Annotated in this window: 14 protein-coding genes and 2 tRNA genes; 5 read left to right on the top strand and 11 right to left on the bottom strand. The window is 41.1% G+C overall.

What is annotated here, in order from left to right; all coding sequences use genetic code 11:
• The first annotated feature begins 2 nt into the window (after nt 1–2).
• On the top strand, nt 3–569 hold the full coding sequence (locus D0S24_RS19835) for a TlpA disulfide reductase family protein (protein ID WP_117021577.1): 567 nt from the start codon (nt 3–5) through the stop codon (nt 567–569).
• A 166-nt stretch (nt 570–735) separates the two neighbouring features.
• Here the strand turns inward: D0S24_RS19835 and D0S24_RS19830 are convergent, their stop codons facing one another.
• The 5 genes from D0S24_RS19830 to D0S24_RS19810 all read right to left on the bottom strand — a co-directional run bounded on the left by D0S24_RS19830 (nt 736) and on the right by D0S24_RS19810 (nt 3,925).
• Entirely contained in the window at nt 736–1,194 is a 459-nt protein-coding gene (locus D0S24_RS19830) for a sterol desaturase family protein (RefSeq protein ID WP_117021576.1), read from the bottom strand.
• Between the two features lies 1 nt (nt 1,195).
• The gene (locus tag D0S24_RS19825; protein WP_117021575.1) at nt 1,196–2,035 is read right to left on the bottom strand and encodes a phytoene/squalene synthase family protein; all 840 of its coding nucleotides are present in this window, start codon (nt 2,033–2,035) and stop codon (nt 1,196–1,198) included.
• 2 nt (nt 2,036–2,037) lie between these two features.
• On the bottom strand, nt 2,038–3,501 hold the full coding sequence (locus tag D0S24_RS19820) for an NAD(P)/FAD-dependent oxidoreductase (RefSeq protein ID WP_117021574.1): 1,464 nt from the start codon (nt 3,499–3,501) through the stop codon (nt 2,038–2,040).
• A gap of 156 nt (nt 3,502–3,657) precedes the next feature.
• A tRNA-Leu gene (locus D0S24_RS19815) sits at nt 3,658–3,744 on the bottom strand.
• A 108-nt stretch (nt 3,745–3,852) separates the two neighbouring features.
• Nucleotides 3,853–3,925, bottom strand: a tRNA-Lys gene (locus D0S24_RS19810).
• Between the two features lie 137 nt (nt 3,926–4,062).
• Between D0S24_RS19810 and D0S24_RS19805 the strand changes: the two genes are divergently transcribed.
• Nucleotides 4,063–4,578 carry a shikimate kinase gene (locus tag D0S24_RS19805; RefSeq protein WP_117021573.1) on the top strand — a complete coding sequence of 172 codons (516 nt, stop codon included), beginning with the start codon at nt 4,063–4,065 and terminating at the stop codon, nt 4,576–4,578.
• On the opposite strand, the gene D0S24_RS19800 is transcribed toward D0S24_RS19805, so the two are convergent.
• The 3 genes from D0S24_RS19800 to D0S24_RS19790 form a co-directional block, all read right to left on the bottom strand.
• Nucleotides 4,567–5,067: a phosphoribosyltransferase family protein gene (locus D0S24_RS19800; RefSeq protein WP_117021572.1), complete on the bottom strand. Its 501-nt coding sequence runs from the start codon at nt 5,065–5,067 to the stop codon at nt 4,567–4,569. The two genes, D0S24_RS19805 and D0S24_RS19800, sit on opposite strands and share 12 nt — an antisense overlap.
• Before the next feature lie 255 nt (nt 5,068–5,322).
• On the bottom strand, nt 5,323–5,910 hold the full coding sequence (locus tag D0S24_RS19795; protein WP_117021571.1) for a methyltransferase domain-containing protein: 588 nt from the start codon (nt 5,908–5,910) through the stop codon (nt 5,323–5,325).
• Nucleotides 5,894–6,268, bottom strand: a complete 375-nt coding sequence (locus D0S24_RS19790; protein ID WP_117021570.1) for an RNA-binding S4 domain-containing protein — start codon at nt 6,266–6,268, stop codon at nt 5,894–5,896. The genes D0S24_RS19795 and D0S24_RS19790 overlap by 17 nt, the downstream gene beginning before the upstream one ends.
• A 151-nt stretch (nt 6,269–6,419) precedes the next feature.
• Between D0S24_RS19790 and D0S24_RS19785 the strand changes: the two genes are divergently transcribed.
• Nucleotides 6,420–7,337, top strand: a complete 918-nt coding sequence (locus D0S24_RS19785; RefSeq protein ID WP_117021569.1) for an FKBP-type peptidyl-prolyl cis-trans isomerase — start codon at nt 6,420–6,422, stop codon at nt 7,335–7,337.
• Between the two features lie 201 nt (nt 7,338–7,538).
• Here the strand turns inward: D0S24_RS19785 and D0S24_RS19780 are convergent, their stop codons facing one another.
• The 3 genes from D0S24_RS19780 to D0S24_RS19770 all read right to left on the bottom strand — a co-directional run bounded on the left by D0S24_RS19780 (nt 7,539) and on the right by D0S24_RS19770 (nt 10,378).
• The gene (locus D0S24_RS19780; protein WP_117021568.1) at nt 7,539–8,117 is read right to left on the bottom strand and encodes a porin family protein; all 579 of its coding nucleotides are present in this window, start codon (nt 8,115–8,117) and stop codon (nt 7,539–7,541) included.
• 237 nt (nt 8,118–8,354) lie between these two features.
• The gene (locus D0S24_RS19775) at nt 8,355–9,308 is read right to left on the bottom strand and encodes a transketolase family protein (protein WP_117021567.1); all 954 of its coding nucleotides are present in this window, start codon (nt 9,306–9,308) and stop codon (nt 8,355–8,357) included.
• A 215-nt stretch (nt 9,309–9,523) separates the two neighbouring features.
• Nucleotides 9,524–10,378 carry a transketolase gene (locus tag D0S24_RS19770; protein ID WP_258922844.1) on the bottom strand — a complete coding sequence of 285 codons (855 nt, stop codon included), beginning with the start codon at nt 10,376–10,378 and terminating at the stop codon, nt 9,524–9,526.
• A 159-nt stretch (nt 10,379–10,537) separates the two neighbouring features.
• On the opposite strand from D0S24_RS19770, the gene tgt reads away from it, so the two are divergent.
• The gene (gene tgt / locus D0S24_RS19765; RefSeq protein WP_117021565.1) at nt 10,538–11,668 is read left to right on the top strand and encodes a tRNA guanosine(34) transglycosylase Tgt; all 1,131 of its coding nucleotides are present in this window, start codon (nt 10,538–10,540) and stop codon (nt 11,666–11,668) included.
• 3 nt (nt 11,669–11,671) lie between these two features.
• Nucleotides 11,672–12,751 (top strand): LptF/LptG family permease, encoded by a 1,080-nt coding sequence (locus D0S24_RS19760; RefSeq protein WP_117021618.1) that lies wholly within the window; start codon nt 11,672–11,674, stop codon nt 12,749–12,751.
• Nucleotides 12,752–12,846 lie beyond the last annotated feature (95 nt).

Raw genomic sequence — 12,846 nt, 5'->3', positions numbered from 1 at the left:
ATGTGACGGTACCCAACAGGAAATGGATTTTAAATGGCGTGTTTGTTCTCGTTGTGCTGGTACTGCTCTTTACTCCCCTAGGTTTTAAAATAAAGGTTTTTGCCAGCAAACTATTATCCACAAGTGCGGCTATGGTAAAGGAGGGGAGGCAGGTTTCTTTGGATTCCTATCAATGGAAATTGACCGATTTGGATAATGGGACATTCGATTTTGAAGCCCAAAGGGGAAAAGTAATCCTTGTGAATTTCTGGGCTACCTGGTGTCCCCCCTGTGTAGCAGAAATGCCGAGTATGCAGGAACTTTACAATGATTACGGGGACAAGGTTACCTTTATGTTCGTAACTTCGGACGACCGTAATAAAGTGGAAGATTTTTTAAAAAGAAAAAAATTGGATCTCCCGGTGTACTATCCCCTTTCCGAAACACCCGCAACCCTTAAAACCAAACTACTCCCTACAACATACATTATAGATGGGGAAGGTAAGATTGTTGTGGCGGAGACCGGTGCGGCAGATTGGAACAGTAGCAAAACAAGGAAACTTATAGATGGCCTGTTGAGCCCGCAATGAGCAATTAACAATGGGCATTGAAATAAGAAGTTTGATTGCGGCCAATTGCATATTGCCAATAGCTTTACCGTAATATAGTTTGCCAAGGAATTTTATTCTTTTTCAAAACCCCCACCTGAACATAGTCGGGCAGGCTTGCTTACCGGCAGGTATGTCATTTCATAGTTCAGTTTTCTTTTTTCCGGAAATATTTAATGGGGACCATTAACATGCCAAAGCATTCCCCGTCCTCCTTGTCCAAATGTTTATGATGTATTTTGTGTGCCCTTCTTACCCCTTTTGCATACCAATGATTTGCATTTCTGAATAATTTGAACCTTTGGTGTATAAAAATATCATGGACAAGGAAGTAAGCGGCACCGTAGGCCAATATACCAAACCCCAATGGCCACCCGTACCAAAAGTCGGTTTGGGAGCCCAGCCAAAAGAAGGAGATGCTCACTGCTGCGTAGAATAAAAAAAAGGCATCGTTTCTTTCAAACCAGGAATCGTGGTTCTTTTTATGGTGATCCCTGTGCAAGGACCATAAGAAACCGTGCATAATATACTTATGGGTAAACCAGGCCATAAACTCCATAAAGGAAAATGTAGCGATGAAAATTAAAATCCAAATCAACATATTCATTCTAAACCAGTTTTAATTTATAGTTAATATACGATTTAATCAATAATCTAAATTTGTCTAGATTGGAAATCCGTATTCTGCCACACATGATCTTTGATGAAGGGGTGTCCTGCAATTTTTTTAGCAACTTAAAATAATACCGATATGCGGTATAGACACCAAATTTAGCTTCAGTGGGCAATTGCACTATTCCGGAATACCCCAATTTAAAATCAGCTTTTATTTGTTCCACAATTTTGTTCTTGTCTTCCTCTGTCAGATCGTGGAGATCGGTGTTCGGGAAATACGTTCTGTTCAAATCTTTAAAATCCGTTTTTAAATCCCTTAAAAAGTTTACCTTTTGAAAAGCCGACCCCAAGGCCATAGCGGAGGGTTTAAGTTTTTGGTACTCCAATTCGTCCCCCTTTACAAATACCTTTAAACACATTAGGCCCACCACATCGGCAGAGCCATAGATATATTCCTGATACTGGATATCCGTAAGGCGAATCTTTTTCTCCAGATCCATCCGCATACTCTTCAGGAAAGCGCTTACCAAATGCCGCGGAATGCCATATTTATGGAATGTATGTTGAAAAGAATTTAGTATGGGGTTAAGACTTATTTTTTGTTCTAGGGCCTCCTGCAAATCTTTTTCAAATTTATTCAATAAATACAACTTATCATAATCATGAAAACTGTCCACAATTTCATCCGCAAATCGGACAAACCCATAAATATTATAAATATCCCCCCTTATGGAAGGAGCCAACATTTTGGTAGCCAAGGAAAAGGAGGTACTGTAATATTGGGTAACCAGCTTACTGCAATTTAGGGAAACGGCATCAAAAATTGATTTCATATTCAAGTCTTTAGATGTCCAACAATAAGTTCGGAAACCAATTTTCCGGAAATTAGGGCAGGAGGTACCCCGGGACCGGGAACGGTAAGCTGGCCGGTAAAAAATAGATTGGTTACTTTTTTACTTTGCAATTTTGGCCGTAGAAAGGCGGTTTGCAAAAGGGTATTGGCCATACCATAGGCATTGCCCTTATAAGAATTATACTGTTCCTTAAAATCATTTACGCAAAAGTCCTCCTTGAACAAAATACTATTCTTCACTTCTTGACCGGTACGTTTTTCAAATCTGTTTAAAATGATATCAAAATACGTATTGCGCAGTTGTTGGGTATCCTCCAAACCTGGGGCAATGGGAATTAGGAAAAAGCCCGTTTCGCAGCCTGAAGGAGCCATGCCGGAATCTGTAATGGACGGAAAGTTGGCGTAGAAGAGCGGTGCTTCTGGCCATTTGGGGGCATCATATATTTCTTTGGCGTGTTGCTCAAAACTGGTGTCGAAAAACAGGTTATGGTGCACTACGTTCTGCAATTTTTTATCGAACCCTACATAAAATAATAAGGACGATGGGGCAAAGGTCTTTTTGCTCCAATATGCCTCGGAATATTGGCGAAATTGCTGGTCCAATAGCGTCTCGGAATGGTGATAATCGGCACCGCTCAGGACAATATCCGCTTTAATGGCCTTGCCATTAACTATAATGCCCGTGGCCTTGTCATGGGCAACTTCAATTTTCGATACGGCCTGATCGGTATAAATTTTGACTCCCAATTCCACTGCCAAAATTTCCATGGCCCTGATCACTTGGTACATTCCGCCTTTGGGATGCCATGTGCCCAGACCAAAATCGGCAAAATTCATGAAGCTGTAAAAGGATGGGGTTTTGTTTGGTTTGGCACCTAAGAACAGAACGGGAAACTCTAATACGGATATTAGTTTTGGGTTTTTGAAACGTTTACGGACCTCGTCACTAATGGATTTAAAAAATTGGTCCAACCGTACTACGGTATCCTTGCTTACCAATTCCAAGGGGGAAAGGCCCGGACGAAGAACTATCTTGTGAATGGCGATTTCATAATTGTCCTGCGCTTTTTTAATGAATTTGCGCAAAGGTTTTGAACTGCCTTTCTCTATGCGCTCAAATTCTTCACAAATTTTATCCATTGTGTCCCCTATGGTAACGATATCGTCCGAAAAATAAACGTTATAGGCGGGATCCAACTTGTCCAGTTGATAATAGTCAGTTGATTTTTTTCCAAAATCATTGAAAAAGTTTTCAAATATATCGGGCATCCAATACCAGCTTGGTCCCATATCAAAGGTGAAACCTTCGCGGACAAATTGCCTTGCCCGGCCCCCAATGGTCTTATTTTTCTCGTAAATGGACACATCGTATCCCTGTTTGGCCAAATAACAGGATGCAGAAAGGGAAGCAAATCCGGATCCGATAATAATAACTCTTTTGTCCATAGGTATTTATGTAAATTTTATGCGGCAAAAGGCCTGTTCCATGCCCGATTATGAAAATAAGGCTTATTTTCTAAAAATGTAGGGCAATTTTCAAAATGATTTAAATGGTATTGGAAATACAAAACCGCCGACTTCACAATTGAAGTCGGCGGTTTTTGGTGCCCACGACTAGATTCGAACTAGCACGTCCTTGCGAACACCACCCCCTCAAGGTGGCGTGTCTACCAATTTCACCACGTGGGCTTTAAGTCTTGTTAAAGGACTCTTGGGTATCCTTAAATAGCTCCTAAAGTTAAGTAAATGGAAACTATTTTAAACAAAAAAAGTTAAGTACTGGACTTAACTTTTTTGTGACCGGGCTGGGGCTCGAACCCAGGACCCTCTCCTTAAAAGGGAGATGCTCTACCAACTGAGCTACCAGGTCAAAAACGAGTTGCAAACTATTGCTGTTTGCGGGTGCAAATATAATATCATTTGTTTGTTTTGCAAGGCCTTTTTGGGAATTTTTTATTTTTTTTTGAATTACCATTAAATTAGATCAATTTTACAAAAAATTGCACTGTGAGAATAGTATTGGTCGGGTATATGGGAAGCGGGAAGTCTACCATAGGTAAATTGTTGGCTAAAAAATTGAAAATTAGTTTTTTAGATCTTGATGAAGTCCTTGAGGAAAGACTGGGAGATTCCGTTTCCAATGTATTTAATGGGAAGGGTGAAATATTCTTTAGGAAGAAGGAGCATGAATATTTAAACGAAATTTTGTCCCAAAATAACAACTTTGTACTATCTACAGGCGGAGGAACTCCATGTTATTCCGGAAACATGGACACCATGTTGGAGTTGGCGGACCATGTTTTCTATCTAAAAATTTCCATTTCCGGATTGGTAAAAAGGTTGATAACGGAAAAAGAACATAGGCCTTTGATCAAAAATATAGATGATGGGGACCTCCCGGAGTTTATTGGAAAGCATTTGTTCGAGCGCAATAACTTTTACCTTAAAGCGAATCATATTTTGGAGTGCGATAATAAGGACCCCGAAACTTTGGTTGCGGAAATACGGGGATTACTCGCTTAGGGATACCGAATCGTTTTTGGCCCCGAATTCTACATAGATGTGCTCTTGAAGCGATGTGGAAAGGGATATCCCTTTGTAATCGGCCTTAACAGGATATTTCTTATGGTTCCTATTCACCAATACAGCGGTCTTTAGTTGTTTTAATGGTACGCGAAGAAAATGATGTACTCCGTAAATGAGGGTTGTTCCGGAATTGAGGACGTCATCTACCAAAACTACGGATTTATTGGCGTATTCCGATTCCGGAATGGAAGTCTTTACGCCACTGGCCAAAGGGTTGGATTTGTCCATGATCACCTTGCAGAGAACAATATTGGCCTCGGTAATCTTTTGGAGCACGGCCTGGATCTTTTTTGCAAAATGTAGCCCCCCTCCTTCAATTCCGGCAATGATAATTTCTGGTTCGTCAACGTTGGTCTCATAAATCTGGTAGGCAATACGTTTTATTTTGTGTTGTATTTGCTCATGGGATAAAATTTTATTGGACATAGTCATTTGTGTTATTTAGTTAAAGGTTAAAACCCCGCCTGAACGTAGTCGGACAGGCCTGCTCCCGATGGTTGTCGGGGTTAGTTTCTATAAATTTTGGTTATCTAAAGTTGGCAGTAGCAGTTTACAGTCGGCAAAAAAAATGGATTTCACTGCTCACTTCTTAAGGCTTACAGCTTAAAGCTTACTCCAGTCTTTGTCTCCGTTCCAAATCCCCTGCCTACCTACAGGTATGTAACTTCATTATATAATAGTTTATTTAGATTCAAATATAAAAAAGAGTTCCCTATCCGCTCTCGGTTTTATGGAATTCCGAGCGGTTTCCAGGGTCTTGATCTTAAAATACGCTTTAAAAAGGGAGTTGTATTCGGTAATGCTGCCTCCAAAAGGCGGTCCGGCTTCGGTTAAGGGAAAATTGAACAGCAGTCCGGCCAGTTTGCCATTGGGTTTTAGCAACTGCTTCATTTTCTTTACATATGCCGTCCTTAAACCCGGGTTTAACGCACAAAAAAAAGTCTGTTCCAGAATCAAATCAAAATTATTCAATGCGAGGTCAAAAAAGTTGCCTTCCAGAATTTGGTTCTCGGGAAAATCCGGCATTCTTTTTTTTATCCGGTCCAAAGGCTGTCGTGCAATATCAATGACAAAAACATTGTGAAACCCCTTTTCTACCAGGTAAAGTAGCTCGTAAGCATTGCCGACACCTGGAATAAGGATTTTCAAGTCCTTATCCGTAAGCTGGTCAATATACTCCTTAAGTGGTGTGGAAATGCAGCCTATATCCCATCCTGTATCCCCTTTCCCATACTTTTGTTCCCAAAATTCCTTATTCAGCATCTTCATCCAAGTATCCGTCTATATCCCTTCTGTCTTTCTTTGTTGGTCTTCCCGTACCCTTTTTTCGATAATGATCCTTGGAAAACTTTAACAGCTCATTGTGTTCAAAGGCTTCTTTGGGAGTGGTGTCCTTTCGGTAGATGTCCACTAACTTGGCACCTACCCGGCTTTCGGGAACATCCAGTACGGTAAACTCATAATTTATTTGGTCTTTCCTTACCACCACTTTATCCATGGGATACACTTCCCTTGAGGGTTTTACCACTTGTTCGTTTATTCTTATATGTCCCTTTTTACAGGCCTCGGTAGCTATGTTTCTCGTTTTAAAATAACGGGTGCTCCATAGGTATTTGTCAATTCGCATAAACTATTGAAAATCTTTGTTAACGTCCTCTACAAAAATAGTTGAAAATTGTATCTTGCGCCCTTTAATTAAGAAATCAATGGAACCGAAATGGTTATTGGAATAATCATTAGGTGGCATCCTGTAATTAAAAGATACTAAAAATAAACTGATGAACATAAAGAGATTTCTTGTACTTGCTTTAATTTTTTTGACTTTATGGTCCTGTAAAAAGGATGATGGCAATGATATAGATGTAGTACCCCCAAGATTGCTAAGTGAAGTAATTGTTGAAAATGATGCCGAAATTCAGGCGTATTTAAAGACCCATTTTTATAACTATGAAGATTTTGTGGAGCCTATAGATGAGGGTTTTGATCTAAGGATAAGGATAGATACCATAGCTGGTGCCAATGCAGATAAGAAATCCCTGTTCGAAGATGCCTTGACACAGGTGATAAAGGTATCTTCCAGTGATTTGGGATTGGATGCCGAGGAAGTAGATATTGAGCACACGTTGTATTATATAGTTGCACGGGAGGGTGAGGGAACCAATCCTACGCCTGTAGATTCCGTTTATCTAAATTATCAGGGAATGCGTTTGGATGGAAGTGTTTTCGACAGTAGACTGGGCACTCCGGTGTGGTTTGATATGCAAGGATCCGGGGTTACAGGTAATTCTGGAGTAATTAAAGGATTCAAGGAAGGAATCCCTAAATTTAAATCGGGCGGTGATATTATTGAAAATGGGGATGGTACTTTCACCGTAACCGGAAGCGGGGTAGGCTTAATATTTATGCCCTCAGGTATTGCTTATTTTAGCGGAAGCGCCCCTGGGGCCACCTATGCGCCCTTAATGTTTGAAGTAAACCTATTGGCCACCAATACTGCCGATCATGATCAGGATGGGGTTAGTACTATTCTTGAAGATTTGGATGGGGATGGTAATCTATTTAATGATGATACGGATGAGGATGGTATTCCAAATTATTTGGACACCGATGACGATGGGGACGGGATCCTTACCAAAGACGAATTGGGAGATACCAATAACGATGGTGTTCCCGATTATTTGGACAAGGATAGATAATAAGTGATTGATCTAAAAATTTCTTGGACAACTATGTCTCGGTAGGCAGGGTTTTTAATCCGCCCGTATGCCGGTACGGACGGGTTTACCTCTCCTTTGGAGAGGTCGGAACTGCTTTTTTTGCAGTTCCGGGTGAGGTAGGTAAAATAAAAAAAATGCCCTCCACAAATTGCGAGGGCATTTTTAGTATGTGCTATTTTTTTAAAGTTTCAAGGAAGCACTCAAGATCAATTGATCCGGCCTTGTGTCTATCCTATCATTGGAGAAGGTTCCGTCTATAATGGTTACTTCGTTTTCGCTAAAGCCCCTCTCGTATCTTAGGTCCAGCCCAAAATTGCCAAAAGAAACCCCTGCGCCAATATTGAGGCCAACAGTAAAGTCGTTTTCAACATCGCCAATGGTGATGTCGTCATAATCCGTATTCAAAATATACTGAAATGAGGGTCCTGCAAAAACATTCAGTGGTCCAATGATATTGATACCCAATAGCACCGGAAGATCCAATTTGCTCATGTCCAGACTATTGTTTTCATAGTCCGATTTTGTTTTGGTGTATACCAATTCGGGGCGTAGGTATATTTTTTCCCCTATCTGCCCAAAGATACCCAGGTGAAAACCTACGTTGCTCTTGGGATCTTCGTACGCATTTCCGGCAGATTCAAAATAATCCCCATTGGCGCCATAGTTTAGGCCGCCCTTAATACCGAATCCCGAACCTTTTTGCGCTTGTACACTAATGCCCATTAGGGCAATAACTGCTAATAAAACTGTTTTTTTCATCATAATGTGTTCTTTTAAAATTAGAATACATTGTGTAATATTAAACACAATGTCCTTACTTGGTTAACCTAAATAGAAATTATCTTGACACGAAAGGATGAACGGGTACGGCACAAAAAAACCGCTAAGATCTACCTTTGTTGCCGTTGGGTAGCCTTAGCAGTTTATTTGAGTTCTGTTCCATAGTTTTCTCCATTTTCCATGTTAAGAATCCTCATCTCCCTACTGGGAATCTGATTACTTTCTTTTTAACACACTCAAAACGGCATTCTCAATAGCTTTATTGTTCAATCCATATTTATCCATTAATTGCTCTGGCGTGCCACTTTCGCCAAAGGTGTCCTTGGTGGCAACAAACTCCTGTGGCGTAGGGCGCGTGGTAGCAAGGAATCCGGAGATACTTTCCCCTAGTCCGCCCAAATAATTGTGCTCTTCCGCAGTAACTATACAGCCTGTTTTTTTAACAGACTTTAACACCGCATCCCCGTCCAGCGGCTTAATGGTGTGTATGTTTATAACTTCGGCCGATATGCCCTGCTTTTCCAAATTTTCGGCTGCTATCAATGCTTCCCATACCAAGTGGCCTGTGGCTACTATGGTTACATCGGTACCTTCATTGAGCATAACGGCTTTGCCTATTTCGAATTTTTGGTCCACCGGGGTAAAATTAGCCACTTTTGGTCGGCCAAACCTTAGATAAACAGGGCCGTGATATTCCGCAATGGCGATGGTGGCCGCCTTTGTCTGATTGTAGTCGCACGTATTGATTACGGTCATTCCAGGCAGCATCTTCATCAGGCCCAGATCTTCCAATATTTGGTGCGTAGCACCGTCTTCGCCCAAGGTAACCCCGGCATGGGAGGCACAGATCTTAACGTTCTTATCGGAATAGGCAATGGACTGTCTAATTTGATCATAGACCCTGCCGGTGGAAAAGTTGGCAAAGGTTCCGGTAAAGGGTATTTTTCCACCTATGGTTAGTCCGGCGGCAATGCCCATCATATTAGCTTCGGCGATACCAATTTGGAAGAAACGTTCCGGATTTTCCTCTATAAATTTCTCCATTTTAAGGGAGCCTACCAAATCAGCGCACAAGGCCACTACATTTGGGTTGGTTCTACCCAATTCGGCCAGTCCTGCACCAAAGCCACTTCTTGTGTCGTTCTTACCTTGATCTATATATTTTTTCATCTGTTTAAAATTTTATAATTGGTTAAAAAACAAATAATTACAAAATTTATAAACAGATGTAACCACTTCGTTTTACTCACCATATATTAGTTTTTTTCTGTGTTCGCGAACCTTTCGGTTTCGCAAAAACTTATTTTAATCATATCAGTATGGTATGCTTAAAAAAGTTTATGTTCATTTCATACGTTTTTTTATTTTTTGGAAAAGGTTGTGGATTAATAATCCCCTAAGGTTTCAGGGTTCTGCGCCAAAGCGGTAGCCAATTGCTCATCATTGGGAGCCTTCCCGTGCCAAGCATGGGTATACATCATAAAATCTACCCCATGTCCCATAATAGTATGTAATAGGACGCATACCGGTTTTCCTTTTCCGGTCCTGTCCTTGGCCTCCTTCATGCCTTTTAGAATGGCTTCCAGATCATTTCCTTCCAGGATGTCCATCACGTCCCATCCAAAAGCTTCAAATTTCATTTTAAGGTCTCCCATGGGAAGTACATCTTCCGTAGCCCCATCTATCTGTTGGCCATTATAATCTATGGTAGCAATAATATTGTCTACTTTCTTGCCGGCGGCATACATAATGGCTTCCCAGTTCTGGCCCTCTTGTAACTCGCCATCGCCGTGAAGGGTATAGACCAGTTTGGAGTCCTTGTTGAGTTTTTTGGCCTGTGCCGCCCCCAAGGCCACGGACATGCCCTGTCCCAAGGAGCCCGATGCAATACGTACACCCGGCAAACCTTCATGGGTGGTGGGGTGCCCTTGTAATCGGGAATCTATCAACCTAAAGGTGTTTAGTTCATCAATTGTAAAGTAACCTTTTCTTGCCAGAACACTGTAGAAAACAGGGGAAATGTGGCCATTGGACAAAAAGAAAAGATCTTCCCCGTTTCCGTCCATATTAAATCCGTCCTTAAGCTCCATGATCTCATTGTAAAGGGCAACAAAAAATTCGGTACAGCCCAATGAACCTCCTGGATGCCCAGAGTTTACCTTATGAACCATTCTTAGAATGTCCCTGCGAACCTGAACGGTCAAATCTTGTAATTCTTGAAGTTTTGGCATTTTTTCTATATTTTTTAAACTTTTCAAAAGTAATGGCAATCTTTTGGGTACACAAGTAGGATTTATAATATTTTATCAACTATTGCACGGACCCTATGGAACTTTATTTTTTTGTTAAGGTTTTAATGGCTTTGAGTTGACTATATTTGCGACTTTAAATAGACTTTTTTGAAATTTACCTTACAACATTCGGATACCAGGACAAAAGCTAGGGCGGCAGAACTTATTACGGACCACGGAAAGATCGAAACTCCCATTTTTATGCCTGTAGGTACGGTGGCTTCCGTAAAAGGGGTACATCAACGGGAATTGAAGGAGGAGATAAATCCCGATATTATTTTGGGGAATACCTACCATTTATATTTAAGGCCCAAGACCGAAATACTTAAACAGGCCGGTGGCCTACATAAGTTTATGAATTGGGACCGCAATATCTTGACGGATAGTGGTGGATACCAAGTCTATTCTTTATCCGATAATAGAAAAATAAAGGAAGAAGGGGTTAGGTTTAAGTCGCACATTGATGGTTCCTATCATGTGTTCACTCCAGAGAATGTTATGGAAATTCAGCGTGTCATAGGTGCCGATATCATCATGGCCTTTGATGAATGTACGCCATACCCATGCGATTATAACTACGCGAAGAGATCCATGCACATGACGCATAGGTGGTTGGAACGCTGTATGAGGCACTTGGAAAAAACTCCCCTTGCCTACGATTACAGACAAACCTTTTTTCCAATTGTTCAAGGGTCTACTTATAAGGATCTTAGAAGGCAATCTGCCGAATATATTGCGGGAGTAGGGGCAGAGGGCAACGCCATTGGGGGACTTTCCGTAGGCGAGCCTGCGGAGGAAATGTATGCCATGACGGAAGTGGTCTGTGAAATATTACCTGAGGACAAACCGAGATATTTAATGGGTGTGGGTACCCCCATCAATATTTTAGAGAATATTGCTCTGGGCATAGATATGTTCGATTGTGTGATGCCTACCAGAAATGCTAGAAACGGTATGTTGTTTACAGCACATGGTACTATCAATATAAAAAACAAGAAGTGGGAAGACGATTTTTCCCCTTTGGACGAAATGGGAACCACTTTTGTAGACCTGGAATACTCCAAAGCCTACCTGAGGCATTTGTTCGCCGCCAATGAATATTTGGGGAAGCAGATTGCGACCATTCACAATCTAGGGTTTTATTTGTGGTTGGTTCGTGAGGCAAGAAGACATATTTTAGCAGGGGATTTCCATGAATGGAAATCGGTAATGGTAAAACAAATGGATAAAAGACTCTAGGTGCTGACCATAATAGATAAATATATACTTAAGCGTTATCTGGCAACATTTTTTGTGATGCTGTTGTTATTTATCCCCATTGGGATAATGGCTAATTTGGCAGAGCAGATCGGAAAAATGATCGATAATGAGGTTCCTCTTTCGGAGATCGTAATGTATTACTGGAATTTTACATTGGTAATCGGAAACCTGTTATTCCCAATATTCCTTTTCCTTTCCGTCATCTTCTTTACCTCTAAATTGGCCAACAATACGGAAATTGTTGCCATATTAAGTTCTGGGGTGTCTTATGGACGTTTTTTGAGACCTTATCTCATTGGCGCATCCATCATAGCTGTAATCATGTTCTTAATGAACATGTTTATTGTGCCGCCGGCAAGTGTGGGGTACAACGAATTTAAGTTTAAGTATTTAAAGAAAGGCAAACAGGATAGGGTAACCACCAACATTTTTAACCAATTGAACGAAAGGGATTATATCTATGTCAGCAGTTTTGACCCGGCCAGGCAAATTGGATATAACTTCACCATGGAGCGTTTCAATGAAGAAAACACCTTGGATTTTAAGATATCCGCTGCCAACATCCGATGGATAGAAAAGGATACGGTATATCGGCTTACCTCTTATGAAAAGAGGAAAATGGTGAACAATAGGGAAGTGGTGGAAACAAAACGTCGATTGGATACCATTTTCGATTTTAAGATCGATGACCTTACGCCGGTTTCCTATATCGCCGAGACCAAGAATATGTTTGAATTGGACAAATTTATAGAGGCACAAAGAAAAAAGGGCGCTTCCAATATCAATAGCTATGTGTTGGTAAAGTATAAGCGATGGTCCCTGCCCATAGCAGCTTATATCCTAACCATTATTGCCGTGGCGGTCTCCTCGGTAAAGAGGCGTGGGGGTATGGGGGTAAATCTGGCCTTCGGTATTGGAGTGGCATTTATTTACATCTTTTTCGACAAGGTTTTTGGGACCCTCGCGGAGCAATCGGGATTTTCACCCTTATGGGCAGTAGTCATTCCCAATGTTATGTTTGGGGCCATCGCATTTTATTTATTGCAGAATGCCAAACGTTAGGCCGATAATTCCTTCATTTATATACCGTTTACAGTTTATGGTTTTTGTCCGGGCCTTAGGGCGGTCATAGGCAAGTTGATCAGCAATGTTGCCCT

It is taken from the genome of Arenibacter sp. P308M17 (assembly GCF_003426735.1).
Lineage (GTDB): Bacteria > Bacteroidota > Bacteroidia > Flavobacteriales > Flavobacteriaceae > Arenibacter.
The sequence above is the reverse complement of the archived record's forward strand: the minus strand, read 5'-3'. Positions and strand labels throughout refer to the sequence as shown.

Bases quoted from the DNA above. Each gene is read 5' to 3' on its own strand.
- D0S24_RS19800 (WP_117021572.1), bottom strand. From the start codon at position 5,067: ATGTCCAATAAAATTTTATCCCATGAGCAAATACAACACAAAATAAAA.
- D0S24_RS19820 (WP_117021574.1), bottom strand. From the start codon at position 3,501: ATGGACAAAAGAGTTATTATTATCGGATCCGGATTTGCTTCCCTTTCT.
- D0S24_RS19790 (WP_117021570.1), bottom strand. From the start codon at position 6,268: ATGCGAATTGACAAATACCTATGGAGCACCCGTTATTTTAAAACGAGA.
- D0S24_RS19785 (WP_117021569.1), top strand. From the start codon at position 6,420: ATGAACATAAAGAGATTTCTTGTACTTGCTTTAATTTTTTTGACTTTA.
- D0S24_RS19795 (WP_117021571.1), bottom strand. From the start codon at position 5,910: ATGAAGATGCTGAATAAGGAATTTTGGGAACAAAAGTATGGGAAAGGG.
- D0S24_RS19830 (WP_117021576.1), bottom strand. From the start codon at position 1,194: ATGAATATGTTGATTTGGATTTTAATTTTCATCGCTACATTTTCCTTT.
- D0S24_RS19825 (WP_117021575.1), bottom strand. From the start codon at position 2,035: ATGAAATCAATTTTTGATGCCGTTTCCCTAAATTGCAGTAAGCTGGTT.
- D0S24_RS19780 (WP_117021568.1), bottom strand. From the start codon at position 8,117: ATGAAAAAAACAGTTTTATTAGCAGTTATTGCCCTAATGGGCATTAGT.
- D0S24_RS19775 (WP_117021567.1), bottom strand. From the start codon at position 9,308: ATGAAAAAATATATAGATCAAGGTAAGAACGACACAAGAAGTGGCTTT.